11 protein-coding genes and 1 pseudogene are annotated in these 14,241 nt (G+C 62.4%); 1 reads left to right on the forward strand and 11 read right to left on the reverse strand.

The annotated features are described in order from the left end of the window. Nucleotides 1–14: 14 nt before the first annotated feature. Nucleotides 15–198 (reverse strand): annotated as a pseudogene (locus C5J24_RS06035) (IS5/IS1182 family transposase); the annotation flags it as partial. 107 nt (nt 199–305) lie between these two features. Between C5J24_RS06035 and C5J24_RS06040 the strand changes: the two are divergent. Then, a complete protein-coding gene (locus C5J24_RS06040) occupies nt 306–1,250 on the forward strand; it encodes a hypothetical protein (protein ID WP_172723853.1) in 945 nt (314 codons plus the stop codon). A gap of 211 nt (nt 1,251–1,461) precedes the next feature. On the opposite strand, the gene C5J24_RS06045 is transcribed toward C5J24_RS06040, so the two are convergent. The 10 genes from C5J24_RS06045 to dusB all read right to left on the reverse strand — a co-directional run bounded on the left by C5J24_RS06045 (nt 1,462) and on the right by dusB (nt 14,123). After that, nucleotides 1,462–2,481: an acyltransferase gene (locus C5J24_RS06045; RefSeq protein WP_105401271.1), complete on the reverse strand. Its 1,020-nt coding sequence runs from the start codon at nt 2,479–2,481 to the stop codon at nt 1,462–1,464. Nucleotides 2,482–2,620: 139 nt separating this feature from the next. Continuing rightward, nucleotides 2,621–3,994: a GTPase HflX gene (hflX, locus tag C5J24_RS06050; protein ID WP_205836921.1), complete on the reverse strand. Its 1,374-nt coding sequence runs from the start codon at nt 3,992–3,994 to the stop codon at nt 2,621–2,623. A gap of 43 nt (nt 3,995–4,037) precedes the next feature. Further along, nucleotides 4,038–4,280 (reverse strand): RNA chaperone Hfq, encoded by a 243-nt coding sequence (gene hfq / locus C5J24_RS06055; RefSeq protein WP_007757453.1) that lies wholly within the window; start codon nt 4,278–4,280, stop codon nt 4,038–4,040. Between the two features lie 106 nt (nt 4,281–4,386). Continuing rightward, complete coding sequence (locus tag C5J24_RS06060) at nt 4,387–5,250, reverse strand: D-amino-acid transaminase (protein WP_105416311.1); 864 nt, start codon at nt 5,248–5,250, stop codon at nt 4,387–4,389. A 31-nt stretch (nt 5,251–5,281) separates the two neighbouring features. Then, the gene (trkA, locus tag C5J24_RS06065; protein WP_105416313.1) at nt 5,282–6,658 is read right to left on the reverse strand and encodes a Trk system potassium transporter TrkA; all 1,377 of its coding nucleotides are present in this window, start codon (nt 6,656–6,658) and stop codon (nt 5,282–5,284) included. A 3-nt stretch (nt 6,659–6,661) separates the two neighbouring features. Continuing rightward, complete coding sequence (locus tag C5J24_RS06070; RefSeq protein ID WP_105416315.1) at nt 6,662–8,026, reverse strand: sigma-54 dependent transcriptional regulator; 1,365 nt, start codon at nt 8,024–8,026, stop codon at nt 6,662–6,664. Beyond that, on the reverse strand, nt 8,016–10,289 hold the full coding sequence (locus tag C5J24_RS06075; RefSeq protein WP_105416317.1) for a PAS domain-containing sensor histidine kinase: 2,274 nt from the start codon (nt 10,287–10,289) through the stop codon (nt 8,016–8,018). The genes C5J24_RS06070 and C5J24_RS06075 overlap by 11 nt, the downstream gene beginning before the upstream one ends. Before the next feature lie 221 nt (nt 10,290–10,510). After that, nucleotides 10,511–11,962: a nitrogen regulation protein NR(I) gene (ntrC, locus tag C5J24_RS06080; protein WP_037087225.1), complete on the reverse strand. Its 1,452-nt coding sequence runs from the start codon at nt 11,960–11,962 to the stop codon at nt 10,511–10,513. Continuing rightward, nucleotides 11,959–13,107, reverse strand: a complete 1,149-nt coding sequence (locus tag C5J24_RS06085; RefSeq protein ID WP_105401267.1) for a nitrogen regulation protein NR(II) — start codon at nt 13,105–13,107, stop codon at nt 11,959–11,961. The genes ntrC and C5J24_RS06085 overlap by 4 nt, the downstream gene beginning before the upstream one ends. Continuing rightward, on the reverse strand, nt 13,104–14,123 hold the full coding sequence (gene dusB / locus C5J24_RS06090) for a tRNA dihydrouridine synthase DusB (RefSeq protein ID WP_105416319.1): 1,020 nt from the start codon (nt 14,121–14,123) through the stop codon (nt 13,104–13,106). The genes C5J24_RS06085 and dusB overlap by 4 nt, the downstream gene beginning before the upstream one ends. Between the last annotated feature and the right edge of the window lie 118 nt (nt 14,124–14,241).

A 14,241-nucleotide genomic window follows, 5' to 3' on the forward strand; every position in this document is an offset into this window, starting at 1 on the left:
GAGCTTTATTTGAGTCATAAGATTGTTACGGCGAGCGCGATCACGGCTCGATAGTTACGGGCAGTCTTTATCATATCTCGTGGCAACGCGGCGAAACTGTTTGAGCTTGGACAAGCAGCATTCGATCGGGTGGCATTGGGCATAAAGTTGTTTGTCGACCGGATATTTCTGGGCGCGTGATGGGTTATTCGGAAGGATTCCGCACGGCAACGGGAAATGGAGTCAAGTCTCGCGCAAGTTGTTTCCATCTAGGGTAGTGGCGCTGGAATCACCGGCGCCACCATTTCACGCAGGAGGACGATCCATTGGTTGCCTTGACAGCTTTGTTTACAGCGACGACCGATTATCGGCAGAACCTCCGTTCGCCGCCACCGTCCGCTTCCGCTCAATCTCGCGAAGAAAGAGATCAGAAAGTCAATGCTGCAATCGCGAACGGTGCCTCGCAGAACGAGCTGAAAGCCGCCCTCATGGAGGCGGCATTTAATCGCTACAGCGAGGAGGAGCTCGTTGCGGACGAACAGCGGATCGAAACGGCGGAAGTCCTCAAAGCGCGATTACGGGAGGGTATCGACGACCCGGAAGAAGCTCTGAAAGCCAAGGCGGCCCTCGTGGCGCCCGGGCCCTGGTCCGATGAGGAGAAGCTGAAGCTCGCGCGATCCTTGGAAGCGAGTGGCCAATTGGACGGTCTGGTGAGTGAACGGCTTGCGCAACAGAGAATGCGCACCAGAAGAGAAATGCAGGTCAATTTCGTTACGATCGAGGAGCTGAAAAACCAGGATCATTCCGGCTGGACGCCTGATCCGGAAATATGGAAACCGGGACCGCAGGGGGTGGGCTGGGTTTTTGCCCTGTCGAGAGAGGAGCTCATTGCAAGGGGCATTCTAATCGAGCCAACCGCGGAAATGATGGCCGATCTCGCGGCGCTCAAGACGAACGCAGCGCAGGAGCTTGCCGACCTGCGGGCGCGGAGCGAAACAAATCCCGATCTCTACGCCCCTGTCGTGAAGAACAACGTGATCAACGAGGTCAACGTTGCGACCCTTCTCAAGGAAGATATCAGACCCCGGATCGACTATATCAGCCTGCTGATCCGCAGCGGCGAGGCGGACAAATATCCGTTTCAGGCAGGCTATGGCGACAGAACGACGACCTCGGCTACCGAATATCTGTTCTGGCTTCAGGAACGGTCCATGGAGCTTCAGGAAGACGGGACGTATTTGCCGGGAATGTTCCCAGGGGCCGGCGCTTGAAGACTGTCTTCGAACGTGATCTTCGCACCTTAGCCAAGGTCCATGCGGCGTCTCATTTCCAAGTCGCAGGAAACTACGTTTCCTGCGTCCGTGTAGCTTAAGAGGCCACACTGCCTGGCGGATATATCCATCCCGCAAGCGGCAGGGAGGCAACCGCTCCCGATCCCGAAGAATTGGCGTCACCCGCAGCGCAGAACGGAGCGCCGAGTTATCAGGCTATCCGCTCGGTGGCCGCGAGTCTTGCCGCCCGGCCCTGGAAAAGGCGGTTGAGCGCCCTCCGTGAGGGTTTCTCCACGAGGTAGAAGCTCGCCAGTGCGGTCGCCACGGCGGCCAGAAGCAGTATTGGGGTCGGTGCCGCGCCCTCGCGGTAAAGCTTGTAGAAGGGCTGCTGCCATAGATAAAGCGAATAGGACCACAGTCCGGCATAGGTGAGCACCTTGGCCGACAGCATCTTGCGGAACACCGGCGCCGCGCTGTCGATCGTGGTGATCGATAGTGCCAGCATGACGGTCGACAGGCCGAAGGAGAGGACGTGAAACGGCATCCCCTTCGCCACGACCGCAACCAGCAGCGCCAGCGGCGAAACCCACCAGGGAGCCTGGCGGTTGCGCAGGAACAGCCAGAGACCGCCGGCAATGAATATGCCTGCCACGGAGACGTCGCTGCGCCAGTGGGTATAGAGAACGCTTGCGCCGAGTTCCGTGCGGATGATGCCGTTCAGCATGGCCGCAGCGCCGAGTGCGACGATCAGAGCCCCGACCGGAAACAGTCTGCGGCGCGACAGGAAGGCGACGCCCGCCAGAAGAACATAGGCATGTTCTTCGACGCATAGCGACCATAGGTGATCAAGCAACGCCACCGGATGGGTATAGACCATCGCGTAGTTGATCGTGAACGTCAGCGCCAGCAATGCCGCGACAGGGCCGTGCGAAATCTCGGTGCCCTGGAAGGCAAGGGTCGTGATGACGACGAACGCGAAGAGCGCCGGATAAATTCTTGAGAAACGCCTGAAAAAGAAGGTCGGCAGTTCTGCCCGCTTGACGAACAGAATTTCCGACATCAACCGCCCGGACAGAACGAAAAACAGGTCCACCCCGAAGGTACTGACGCCAGGCCAGAAATCATCGATCCAGAAATGGCCCACTATCACGAAGAGTACCGCAATACCTCTCCACCCATCCAGGTAGTCCAGGTGTGCTCCGGTCTCTTCCCTCGGTGGATTTTGTATCATCGCGAAACCCGTTTTTGCTGGCCCGCGGATGATAATACCGCAAGAATCGTGGCCGTCCTCGTCGGCTCATGTTGCACCGCAAAAAACCGGCAACATCATGACGCTGCCGGCGGTTGCCGAAGTCGCGCCCAGAGCGCTCCTATCGTTCCCAGTCTTCCTTGTCCGGTTTTAGGCCATTGCCGAGCTTGCGCTCCAGTTCGGCTGCCTCGGCCTCGGACATGCGGACATCCAGGGTGACGGAGCCGTCCTCGTTGTCCTCGCGGCCGTCGACGACGGAATTGCTGTAGACCCAGGAGACGAGGCCGAGCTTTTCCGGCGGGATGGTGATCGAGGTTTCGGTGAGCACGCCGGAGAGACGTTTCGAGATCTCGTCCATCAGGGGCTCGACGCCCTCGCCCGTGATCGCCGAGACCGCCATGACGTTCTCGCGGCCGACGGCGCGTTCGGCGATCGCCTCATGGGCTTCCGGGTCGAGCCGGTCGATCTTGTTCCAAACCTCGATGATGCGGGCGGCCGCTTCCTTCTCGTCGATGCCGAGATCGGCAAGGATGCGCATGACGTCGCCGGCTTGGGCGGCATTGTCCGGGTCGGACATGTCGCGCACATGCAGGACGAGATCGGCCTCCAGCACCTCTTCCAGCGTGGCGCGGAAGGCGGCGACCAGATGGGTCGGCAGATCAGAGATGAAGCCGACCGTATCGGAGAGGATCACCGTGCGGCCATGCGGCAGCTTCATGCGGCGCAGCGTCGGATCGAGCGTCGCAAACAGCATGTCCTCGGCAAGCACGCCGGCGCCGGTGATGCGGTTGAACAGCGTCGACTTGCCGGCATTGGTATAACCGACCAGCGCCACGATCGGGTGCGGCACCTTGCGGCGCTTGGCGCGGTGAAGCTGGCGGGTACGCACGACCTGTTCGAGCTCGCGCTCCAGCTTGACGATGCGTTCCTGAAGCAGCCGGCGGTCGGCCTCGATCTGGGTTTCGCCGGGGCCGCCCATGAAGCCGGCACCACCGCGCTGGCGTTCAAGGTGGGTCCAACTGCGGACCAGGCGGCCCTTCTGGTAATTGAGATGCGCCAGATCGACCTGCAGCGTGCCTTCCTTCGTGGAAGCGCGGCGGCCGAAGATCTCGAGGATCAGGCCGGTCCGGTCGATGACCTTGGCCTGCCATTCCTTTTCGAGATTGCGCTGCTGCACCGGGGTCAGCGGATGATCGACGATGACGAGGCCGGCGTCGTGCTGGTCGAGCAGCGCCTTGATTTCCTCTATCTTGCCGCTGCCCATCAGCGTTCCTGGGCGCGGCTGGCTGATCGGTACGATCAGCCCCTGCACGATCTCGAGGTCGATCGCCTTGGCAAGGCCGATCGCCTCTTCGAGGCGGGCTTCGTTGGAGCGCTGCGGCGCGGGTGCCTGGCTAGAGTCGCCCTGCCCCGCCTTCGACCGTGCCTGCTTGAGGACCGGCACGATGACGAGTGCGCGCATATCGTCCCGGCGCTTTTCAGCCTCCGGGACCATGGATTCTTTAGACGTATCGCGATTTGAAATCTGTTCTGTCCTGTTAGGCCGCGTTCTCTTCGGTTTCGAACATCTGCATGGGCTGGCCCGGCATGATGGTCGAGATCGCGTGCTTATACACGAGCTGAGAGTGGCCGTCACGGCGAAGCAGGACGCAGAAGTTGTCGAAAGAGGTCACGACACCTGTCAGCTTGACCCCGTTGATCAGGAAAATCGTCAGGGAAATCTTCTGCTTGCGAACGGTATTAAGAAATAAATCCTGCAGGTTCTGAGAACGTTCCGCCATAGCGCCGCTTCTTTCTTTTTTGCCGGCCCGGAGCCGGATCATGATCAAGCTTGATAAAAGACAAGCGGAAAGCGCCCCGTGCTTTCCCTTCCCCGATGTTTGACTATCAAATCGCCGTCTTTTCCGCAACGTCGAAAAAGGTGTCGCGTATACTTGACGATACCGTGCCCGGATGGCCATTGGCCACCGGCTTGTTGTCGATTTCGACGATCGGGACGCAGATCCCGGTGGCGGAGGTGAAAAATACCTCGCGCGCCGCCAGCATCTCTTCCGTCTTGAACTCGCGCTCGACCACCTTGAGCCCGAGCTTTTTGGCGACATCGATGAGGGTCGTGCGGGTGATTCCCTTGAGAATGCCGTGTTCGGCCGGCCGGGTAACCAGTTCGCCATCCCGCGTGACGATCCAGACGTTCGAGGAGGCACCTTCCATGACGATGCCGGAACGGTCGATGAAGATAGCGTCCTGAGCACCGGCCTCCTTCGCCTGCTGCTTGGCAAGCACGTTCGGCAGCAGACCGACCGTCTTGATGTCGACGCGGTCCCAGCGGTTCTCAGGCAGGGTGATGACCTTGATACCACTGGCATATTTTTTGGCGGCGGCCGAGGGATCCGTGCTCTTGGCGGTGATCGTGATGGTCGGCGGCGTGCCCTCGGCGGGGAAGTAGTGGTCGCGGCGGGCGGCACCGCGGGTTACCTGCAGATAGAAGATGCCGTTCTTCACCCGGTTGCGGCGGAGAACTTCGCGGATGACGAAGGTGAGCGCCGCGCGGCCCATCGGCGCGGCCATCCTCAGTTCACCCAGCGACCGGTCGAGGCGGTTGAGGTGGCGGGTCAGGTCGACGATCATGCCGTGGCGCACTTCGCAGACTTCGTAGACGCCGTCTGCGAACTGGAAGCCGCGATCCTCCACATGCACCGCGGCGTCGGAATGGCGAACATATTGTCCGTTCACATAGGCAATTCTCGACATCGATATCCCCTGCTCTTTTCGGAAATGCTGGTCAGAAATACTGGATGGAGACGCGGAAAAGCTGCTCCACATGACGCACGGCTTCGGCGGTGGCAAAGAGCACGACCCGGTCGCGCGCCTTGATCTTGGTGTCGCCGTTGGGGCGGATGACGGTCTCGCCGCGGTAGATCGCGCCGACACGGATGCCGTCCGGCAGGTCGAGTTCACGGAACGGCCGGCCGACCAGCGGCGAGGTTTCGAGCGCCTCGGCCTCGATAATCTCGGCAGCGCCGTTCTGCACCGCATAGACGGAACGGATACGGCCCTTGCGGACGTGCTGCAGCACGCGCGAGATCGTCACCGCACGCGGATTGATCTGCGCATCGATGCCGAGCGCGTCGGTGACCTGATGGAACGAGGTGGAGTTGATCAGCACCAGGTTCGACTTGCAGCCGAGCGATTTCGCCAGGACCGCGCCGAGGATGTTGATCTGGTCGCTGTTGGTGAGGGTTATCATCAGGTCGGTATCCTGGATATCGGCCTGGGTGAGGATGTTCTGGTCGAGCGCCGAACCGTGCAGCACGATCGTATTGCGCAGCTGCTCGGAGACGACCAGCGCCCGCTCGCGGTCGCTCTCGATGATCTTCAGCCGCGTCCTCGGCTGGTGTTCCTCGATAGTGCGGGCGACGTAATATCCGATATTGCCGCCGCCGGCGATGACGATGCGGCGGGCCTCCTGCTCCTCGTGGCCGAACAGGCCGAGCGTGCGGCGGATGTGTTCGCGCTGGCAGATGACATAGGCGAGATCGCCGACTTCGAGCTCATCGGCGGAGCGGGCAACGGTCAGGACGCCGCCCCGGACGATGCCGACCACGGTTGCCATCAGGTCCGGAAAGAGATCAGAGAGCTGGTGCAGGGGCGTGGCGACGACGGGGCAGTCCTCCATGCACTCGATCGCCACCATGGTGATGTGATCGTCGGCGAACTTTACAACATCGGTGGCGCCGGGAAAGGAAATGCGCCGCAGCACCATCTTGCCGACCTCGATTTCCGGCGAGATCGTCACGTCGATCGACATGTTTTGGCGGCTGAAGAGGTCGGCATATTCCGGCTTCAGATAGTTCTGGGCGCGGATGCGGGCGATCTTGGTGGGCACAGAAAACAGGGCGTGCGCGACTTCGCAGGCAACGATGTTGACCTCGTCATAGAGCGTCACCGCGATGATCATGTCGGCGTCTTTGGCGCCCGCCTTTTCCAGCACGTCCGGATGAGCGCCGTGGCCGACGTAACCCTTGACGTCGAGCGTCTCGGTGATCGCAGCAATCAGCGTCGCCGAGGTATCGATGACGGAGACATCATTGTCCTCTTGGGCGAGCCGCTCGGCAATGCCGTAGCCCACCTGTCCCGCGCCGCAGATGATCACCTTCATATGTCAAACACCGAGCGATTTGAGCTTGCGGTGGAGTGCCGAGCGCTCCATGCCGACGAATTCCGCGGTGCGGGAAATGTTGCCTCCGAAACGGTTGATCTGGGCGATCAGGTAGTCGCGCTCGAACATTTCGCGGGCCTCGCGCAGCGGCAGCGTCATGATGTGGTAGTCGCCCTTGGCCGAAACCTTCGGCAGCATGTCGCCGAGATCGGTCGGCAGCATGTCGGCGGAAATCGGCGAATCCGGACCATCGGAACGGGCAAGGATCATCAGCCGTTCGATATTGTTGCGCAGCTGGCGGATATTGCCCGGCCAGTCGTGGGCCTGCAGGACGGCCATGGCATCCTCGCCGATCTTGCGGGGGCGGATTCCGGCCTGTTCGGAAATCTGGCGCATGAACATGTCGACCAGAAAAGGAATGTCCTCGCGGCGCTCGGCCAGCGCCGGCACCTTGACCGGCACGACGGCGAGACGATGGTACAGGTCCTCGCGGAACGAACCGTCGGCGATCAGGCTTTCGAGATTGTAGGCGGTCGAAGAAATGATGCGGACATCGACCTTGACGCGCTTCGAACCGCCGACGCGCTCGAACTGTTGATCCACAAGCACGCGAAGGATCTTGTTCTGCGTCTCGCGCGGCATTTCGCCGACTTCGTCGAGATAGAGGATACCGCGATGGGCCTCTTCCAGTGCGCCGATCTTGCGCGCCTGGCCCGGAGCACCTTCCGTGCCGAACAGTGCCATCTCCATGCGATCGGGCGTGATCGTCGCAGCGTTCAGCGCCACGAACGGACCGGTCACGCGAGACGACCGCTTGTGGATCATCCGCGCCACCAGTTCCTTGCCGGAGCCAGAGGGGCCGAGGATCATCACGCGGCTGTTGGTGGGCGCGACCTTCTCGATCGTCTGGCGAAGCTGCGAGACGGCAACCGACGTGCCGACCAGCTCGGCCGCGTCGCCGGTGCGCTTCTTGAGTTCGGTCACCTCGCGCTTCAGCTTGGAGTTTTCGAGCGCCCGCTCGGCGATCAGGATCAGCCGGTCGGCCTTGAACGGCTTTTCGATGAAGTCGAAGGCGCCGCGCTTGATCGCCGAGACGGCGGTCTCGACATTGCCATGACCGGAGATCATCACGACGGGCAATTCGGGATGCCGGCTCTTGACCTCGTCGAGCAGCGCCAGGCCGTCGAGCCTGGAGCCCTGCATCCAGATATCCAGGAAAACCAGCCGCGGCACGCGATCGGATATCGCTGCCAGCGCGCTGTCGCTGTCGTGGGCCGTGCGGGTTTCATGGCCCTCATCGGACAAAATACCTGAAACGATATCGCGGATATCCGCCTCGTCATCTACGACCAGAATATCAGACGCCATAAGCCAATTCCTTGTTATTATCCGTTCCCGGCACCGCCACCTGTTCCAGATGCGGCAGCAGCACCCTGATCATGGCGCCCTTGCCATGATCGAAATCGGCGGGGGCATCGTGCAGTTCGAGCTGCCCGCCGTGTTCTTCAATGATCTTCTTGACGATGGCGAGCCCCAGACCCGTGCCCTTGTCGCGCATGGTCATGTATGGCTCGAGGATGCGATGCCGGTTCTCGGTCGGCAGGCCGCTGCCGTTGTCGATGATGTCGACCACATAGGTGTCGCGCTCCGCGTCGTAGACCGAGCGCACCTTGACCTTGCGGCCGTCGCGTTCCTGATCGCTCGGGACCGCCTCGATCGCCTCGACGGCGTTCTTGATGAGGTTGCCGAAGGCCTGGCCGAGCATGCGCGCATCGAACATGCCCTTCAGCGGCTCGTCGCCAAGCTCGCGGATGAAATCCACATGGGTCGTGCCCATCTCGCGCAGGAAGATCGCATCGCGCAGGATATCGCGCAGATCGGCCTCTTCCTTGGCGGGTTTCGGCATGCGGGCAAAGGAGGAGAATTCATCGACCATGCGGCCGATATCGCCGACCTGGCGCACGATCGTATCGGTGCACTGGTCGAAGACGGCGCGGTCGTCCTCGGCGATCTGCTTGCCGTAGCGACGCTTGAGGCGTTCGGCCGAAAGCTGGATCGGAGTGAGCGGGTTCTTGATCTCGTGGGCGATGCGGCGGGCAACGTCCGCCCAGGCGGTCGAACGCTGGGCAATGACAAGATCGGTGATATCGTCGAGCGTCACCACATAGCTGTCGTGTGCGGCGCGCTGCTCCTCGCGGGTGACCTGAACCGACAGCGTCCGCTCCTTGCCGCCGCGGATCAGGTTCACCTGCTTGCGGAATTCGCCGCGCGCTCTGGTGCGCGCCTCGGTCAGGACGTGGTCGATCTCGGGCGCGACATCCTCAAGCTTCTCGCCCATCAGCTGTTCGGCGGGAACGCCGAGGAAATGCTCCGCCGACGGATTGACGATGGTAATGCGGCGGTCTTCCTCGACGCCGATGACGGCGGCGGTGACGCCGGACAGCACCGCCTCGATGAACCGGCGACGGTCGTCGACTTCATCCTTGGCCTCGAGGATCTCGTCGCGCTGGCTGCGGATCTCCGAAATCATCTTGTTGAAAGTGCGCGACAGGCTGCCGACGTCACCGTCGGCGGCGCGCACCGGCACGACGACATTGAGATTGCCGGTCGCCACGCTGTCGGCGGCGCTGATCAGCAGCCGGATCGGCCGGACGATGCGGTCGGCGACCGCGATCGCCGTCCAGATCGCCGCGAGCAGCACGATCAGCGCGAAACCGAGATAGAGCACCGCAAAGGCGATCTGCAGCGATGTGCGGCCGGCTTCCATCGCCTGGTATTCGGCGGTGTTCTCCTCCATCAGCCGCATCGCCGAGATGACCTTCGGGTCGACGGCGCGGATCGTATAGAGATAGGAGCCGGGAATGGCGTCGAGCTTGATGACGGCGCCAACGAGGTTGGTGACGCCTGGCGGGATCAGCGTCGGCTGGCCGGCCGCCGCCGTTTTCAGCGCATCCTCCGGGATCGCCGGCAACGGCTTTTCCGTCTTGATGTCCGCCTGGACGATCGCCTGACCGTCCTCGCGCACCAGGAAGGCTCCGAGCATCCCGCGACCCCGTGCCTGGCGGGTCATCAGGTCCACGAACCCCGTACGGTCGAGATAGAACATCGGCCGGTTTCGCTCGAGGTCGTTCGACATCGACACGGTCTGGCCCTGAAGATAGCTGGCATTCTCGAGCATATAGGCGCGGGCGACGTCCTGGGACGACTGCACGATCGACTGCGTCCGCAGCGAGAACCAGCGGTCAAGGCCGACATTGAGCGTGAGGCTCGCGAAAATCGCCACCAGAACCGCCGGCGTAATCGCCACGATCGAGAACAACACGACGATGCGGACATGCAGGCGGGCGGCGGCACGGCCGCGGTTGCGCGCCTTCACCAGCCGGACGATCTCGCGGGCGATCAGATACATCAGGCCGAGGATGAAAAGCGAATTCAGCGCAGCCGAGGCGATCACGACATTGGTGGTCGGGGCGATCGGCGTCAGGCCGAGCAGGATGAACAGCGTCACCGACGCGCAGATCAAGGCTCCGCCGGCGAGCAGAAGGCCGGGGAGCGCAAACGACGCGCGCCGATCCTGCACTGACACCGCTGGCTCGTCTTCGGCCATCGGCGCTGTTACGCCTTCCGTCATCGAATCCACTCCGATCCCCAAAACCCTCGCGGGAGATCGATCCAACCCGGTCAGACCGGGCGAAGCGACAGCCACTTTCCAGAAAAGGGCTGGCCTACCCCCATCGACGGCCGCCACTCCGTCGAGCATTCACCAAACCCTGCGTGACCTTTAAGCAACGCAATGTGGCGAAAATGCAACGATGAGCGGAAGCTGTCAAGCAGTCGGGAACAAACTAACCATCAAGCGCCACGAGAGCTGCGATAGACCGAGACGCCCAGTTCCCGGATCTTCTTGCGAAGCGTGTTGCGGTTGAGGCCGAGGAGATCGGCCGCCTTGATCTGGTTGCCGCGGGTGGCCGTCAGCGCCGCCAGGATGAGCGGATATTCCAGCTCCGTCAGGACGCGATCGTAGAGACCCGGCGGCGGCAGGTTTTCGCCGAAGCTCGCGAAATAGCTGCGCATGTTTTCTTCCACGGCCTGCGCGATGGTGAGCGAGCCGCTGCGGGTACCCATCTTGTCGATCGGGCTGTCGGGAACATCCGAGCGCAGCTCCGATTCGATGATCTCGCGGCTGATGACCTCCTGTGGATAAAGCGCCATCAGTCGGCGAACGAGGTTTTCCAGCTCGCGCACGTTGCCCGGCCAGGCATAGGCCTTCATCAGATCCAGCGCCTCGCTGTCGAAACGCTTGGCATCCAGCCCCTCCTTCTCGGCCATCTGCATGAAGTGGCGAACGAGGTCCGGAATGTCCTCGGCACGGTCACGCAAGGGCGGCAGGCGCAACGGCACGACGTTGAGGCGGTAATAGAGGTCCTCGCGGAAGAGGCCCTGGTTGATCAGGTGCTTCAAATCCTTGTTGGTGGCCGCGACGATGCGGACGTCGGTACGGATGGGCGTACGGCCGCCGACGGTCGTGTATTCGCCCTGCTGCAGGACGCGCAGCAGACGCGTCTGGGCGTCCATCGGCATGTCGCCGATCTCGTCGAGGAAAAGAGTTCCGCCCTCGGCCTGCTCGAAGCGGCCGGTGGAGCGGTTCTGGGCGCCGGTGAACGCGCCCTTCTCATGGCCGAAAAGTTCCGATTCGATCAGGTCGCGCGGGATGGCGGCCATGTTGATCGCCACGAACGGACCGTTGCGCCGCTTGCCATAGTCATGGAGCGCGCGGGCGACGAGTTCCTTGCCGGTGCCGGACTCACCGGTGATCATCAGCGTCAGGTCGGTCTGCATCAGACGGGCCAGGACCCGGTAGATTTCCTGCATGGCGGCAGAGCGGCCGACGAGCGGCATGCCATCCTGCATGTCGTCGTCGAGGCGGGCGGGCTTGCGCTTCGGCTCGGCGAGCGCCCGGCCGATGATGGCGATCAGCTCGGTCAGGTCGAACGGTTTCGGCAGGTAGTCGTAGGCCCCCTTTTCCGAGGCCTTGATGGCCGTCATGAAGGTGTTCTGGGCGCTCATGACGAGCACCGGGAGCTCGGGTCGCGCTTTCTTGATGCGCGGCAGAAGGTCGAAGGCGTTCTCGTCCGGCATGATCACGTCGGTGACGACGAGATCCCCCTCACCGGCCGAAATCCAGCGCCACAGGGTGGCGGCATTGGAGGTGATGCGCACTTCGTAGCCTGCCCTGGTCAAGGCCTGGTTCAGAACGGTGCGGATGGCCGCGTCGTCGTCGGCGACAAGGATCGTGGCAGTCATTTTACGTTTCCTGTGGAGTTCAAGGCGCGGCCGTCCATGGCCTCTTCCTTGTGCATGGGCATCAGAACACGGAATATCGTCCGGCGCGCCTGGCTGTCGCATTCGACGATGCCGCCATGGCCGCCGATGATCTTGGCGACCAGCGCCAAGCCCAGGCCGGAGCCGTTCGTCTTGGTGGTGATGAAGGGATCGAAAAGATGCGGCACGAGATCGGTCGGAACGCCCGGCCCATTGTCGATGACGCAGAATTCGAGCGGCAGGGAAATCTTGTCCCGGGTGCCGGCGACCGAAAGCTTGATGCCGGGGCGATAGGCGGTGGTCAGCATGATTTCGCCGTCCGGCTGGTCGCCGACGGCTTCGGCCGCATTCTTGATGAGGTTGAGGAAGACCTGCACCAGCTGGTCGCGGTTGGCAAAGACCGGCGGCAGCGACGGGTCGTACATTTCGGAGATCTTGATCTTGCGCGCAAAGCCGGCCTTGGCGACCGCCTTCACGTGATCGAGCACCGAATGGATGTTGAGGGCTATGCGATCGACCGGCCGTTCGTCGGAGAAGACTTCCATGCGATCGACCAGCGAGACGATCCGGTCGGTCTCGTCGCAGATCAGCTGGGTCAGCGCCCGGTCGTCGTCGGGAACGACGCTTTCCAGAAGCTGGGCGGCGCCGCGGATGCCCGAGAGCGGGTTCTTGATCTCGTGGGCGAGCATGGAGGCCAGACCCGTCACCGAACGCGCGGCGGCGCGATGGGTGAGCTGGCGGTCGATCTTGTCCGCCATGGACCGCTCCTGGAAGACGACGACCACCGAGCCTGGTTCGCTGACCACGGGCGCGACATAGAGATCGACCAGCTTGTCCTGGCCGAGACGCGGCGAAGACAGGTCGACACGGTATTCGTTGACGGGCGCTTTACGCTCGCGCACCTGGTCGATCAGGGCGAGAAGCGGGCTGCCGAACGGGATGAAGGTGGAGATCTTGTTCTTGGCGAGATGAGGGGCGCTGGCGCCGAAGAAAGCCTCCGCCTCCCAGTTCGCGAACGCGACCTTGCCTGCCGCATCGACCAATATCACCGGGTTCTGCACCGAGTTGAGGACAGCCATGGCGAGCGCGTTGCCAATCGTGGCATCCTGCGCCGGGGACTTGCTCATGCGGCCTCCTTCTGAGCGTCGACGGGTTGGCCGCCGAGCGCTGCAATCATCCGGCGCGAAACATCGGCCGGGTCTTTCGAAATCATGATGGCGGCCTTTTCTGTGGCGGGCAGGTCGGCCACGAAGCGGTCGAGATACCAGCCGAGCTGTTTTCGCGCATGGCGCAGACCGGCCTCGCGGCCGTAGAGTTCCAGCATCGCCTCGTAATGTTCGATGACCAGATCGGCGATCTCGGCCTGCGACGGCGCGGCGTGGCCAGCAAGCCAGCCGACATGCCAGGGCCGTCCCTGAGCGCCGCGGCCGACCATGACCGCATCGGCACCGGAGCGCGCCAGGATAGCTTGAGCGTCCTCGGGCGATTCGACGTCGCCATTGGCGATCAGCGGGATGGAGATCGCGTCGCGCACCTGGCGGATCGCATCCCAGTCCGCCCTGCCCTCATAGAACTGCATGCGGGTGCGGCCGTGGATGGTCACCAGCTGGATGCCGGCCTGTTCCGCACGGCGGGCGATCTCGGGCGCATTGATGGAATTTTCGTCCCAGCCGAGCCGCATCTTCAGCGTCACCGGCACGTTGACGGCGTTGACCGTTGCTTCGATCATGGAAAGCGCGTGATCCGGATCGCGCATCAGGGCCGAGCCCGAATAACCGCCCGTCACCTTCTTGGCCGGACACCCCATGTTGATGTCGATGATATCGGCGCCGTTATCGGCAGCGATTTTCGCGGCTTCCGCCATCGGCTGCGCCTCGCGGCCGGCGAGCTGCACCATGTGCGGCGAAATCCCGGCGCCCTTCAGCCGCGCCCATGATTCGCCGCGGTTGAGAATGAGTTCACCGCTGGCGACCATTTCCGTCACGACGAGCCCGGCGCCATAGCGCCAGGCAAGCCGCCGGAACGGCAGATCGGTGACGCCGGACATCGGCGCCAGGACGACGCGATTGCGAATGGCGACAGGCCCGATCTGAAAAGGCTTGGCAAGATCTTGGAAACTCAAATGATGATCTTTCGGGCACATGAGATAGTTGCACTATTTTTATTCATGTCTCGGACGTTTGCCAAGAGCAATTCCGGAACTGCGTTATTTTTGAGCGCCATGCTGGAATTCAGGCTTTTGGTCCTATAGTTCTGCGCCT

The sequence above is a fragment of the Neorhizobium sp. T25_27 genome, assembly GCF_002968565.1.
GTDB lineage: Bacteria > Pseudomonadota > Alphaproteobacteria > Rhizobiales > Rhizobiaceae > Neorhizobium > Neorhizobium tomejilense.

Bases quoted from the DNA above. Each gene is read 5' to 3' on its own strand.
- dusB (WP_105416319.1), bottom strand. From the start codon at position 14,123: ATGTGCCCGAAAGATCATCATTTGAGTTTCCAAGATCTTGCCAAGCCT.
- hfq (WP_007757453.1), bottom strand. From the start codon at position 4,280: ATGGCGGAACGTTCTCAGAACCTGCAGGATTTATTTCTTAATACCGTT.
- C5J24_RS06045 (WP_105401271.1), bottom strand. From the start codon at position 2,481: ATGATACAAAATCCACCGAGGGAAGAGACCGGAGCACACCTGGACTAC.
- C5J24_RS06075 (WP_105416317.1), bottom strand. From the start codon at position 10,289: ATGACGGAAGGCGTAACAGCGCCGATGGCCGAAGACGAGCCAGCGGTG.
- C5J24_RS06070 (WP_105416315.1), bottom strand. From the start codon at position 8,026: ATGGCGTCTGATATTCTGGTCGTAGATGACGAGGCGGATATCCGCGAT.
- trkA (WP_105416313.1), bottom strand. From the start codon at position 6,658: ATGAAGGTGATCATCTGCGGCGCGGGACAGGTGGGCTACGGCATTGCC.
- ntrC (WP_037087225.1), bottom strand. From the start codon at position 11,962: ATGACTGCCACGATCCTTGTCGCCGACGACGACGCGGCCATCCGCACC.
- C5J24_RS06085 (WP_105401267.1), bottom strand. From the start codon at position 13,107: ATGAGCAAGTCCCCGGCGCAGGATGCCACGATTGGCAACGCGCTCGCC.
- C5J24_RS06060 (WP_105416311.1), bottom strand. From the start codon at position 5,250: ATGTCGAGAATTGCCTATGTGAACGGACAATATGTTCGCCATTCCGAC.
- hflX (WP_205836921.1), bottom strand. From the start codon at position 3,994: ATGGTCCCGGAGGCTGAAAAGCGCCGGGACGATATGCGCGCACTCGTC.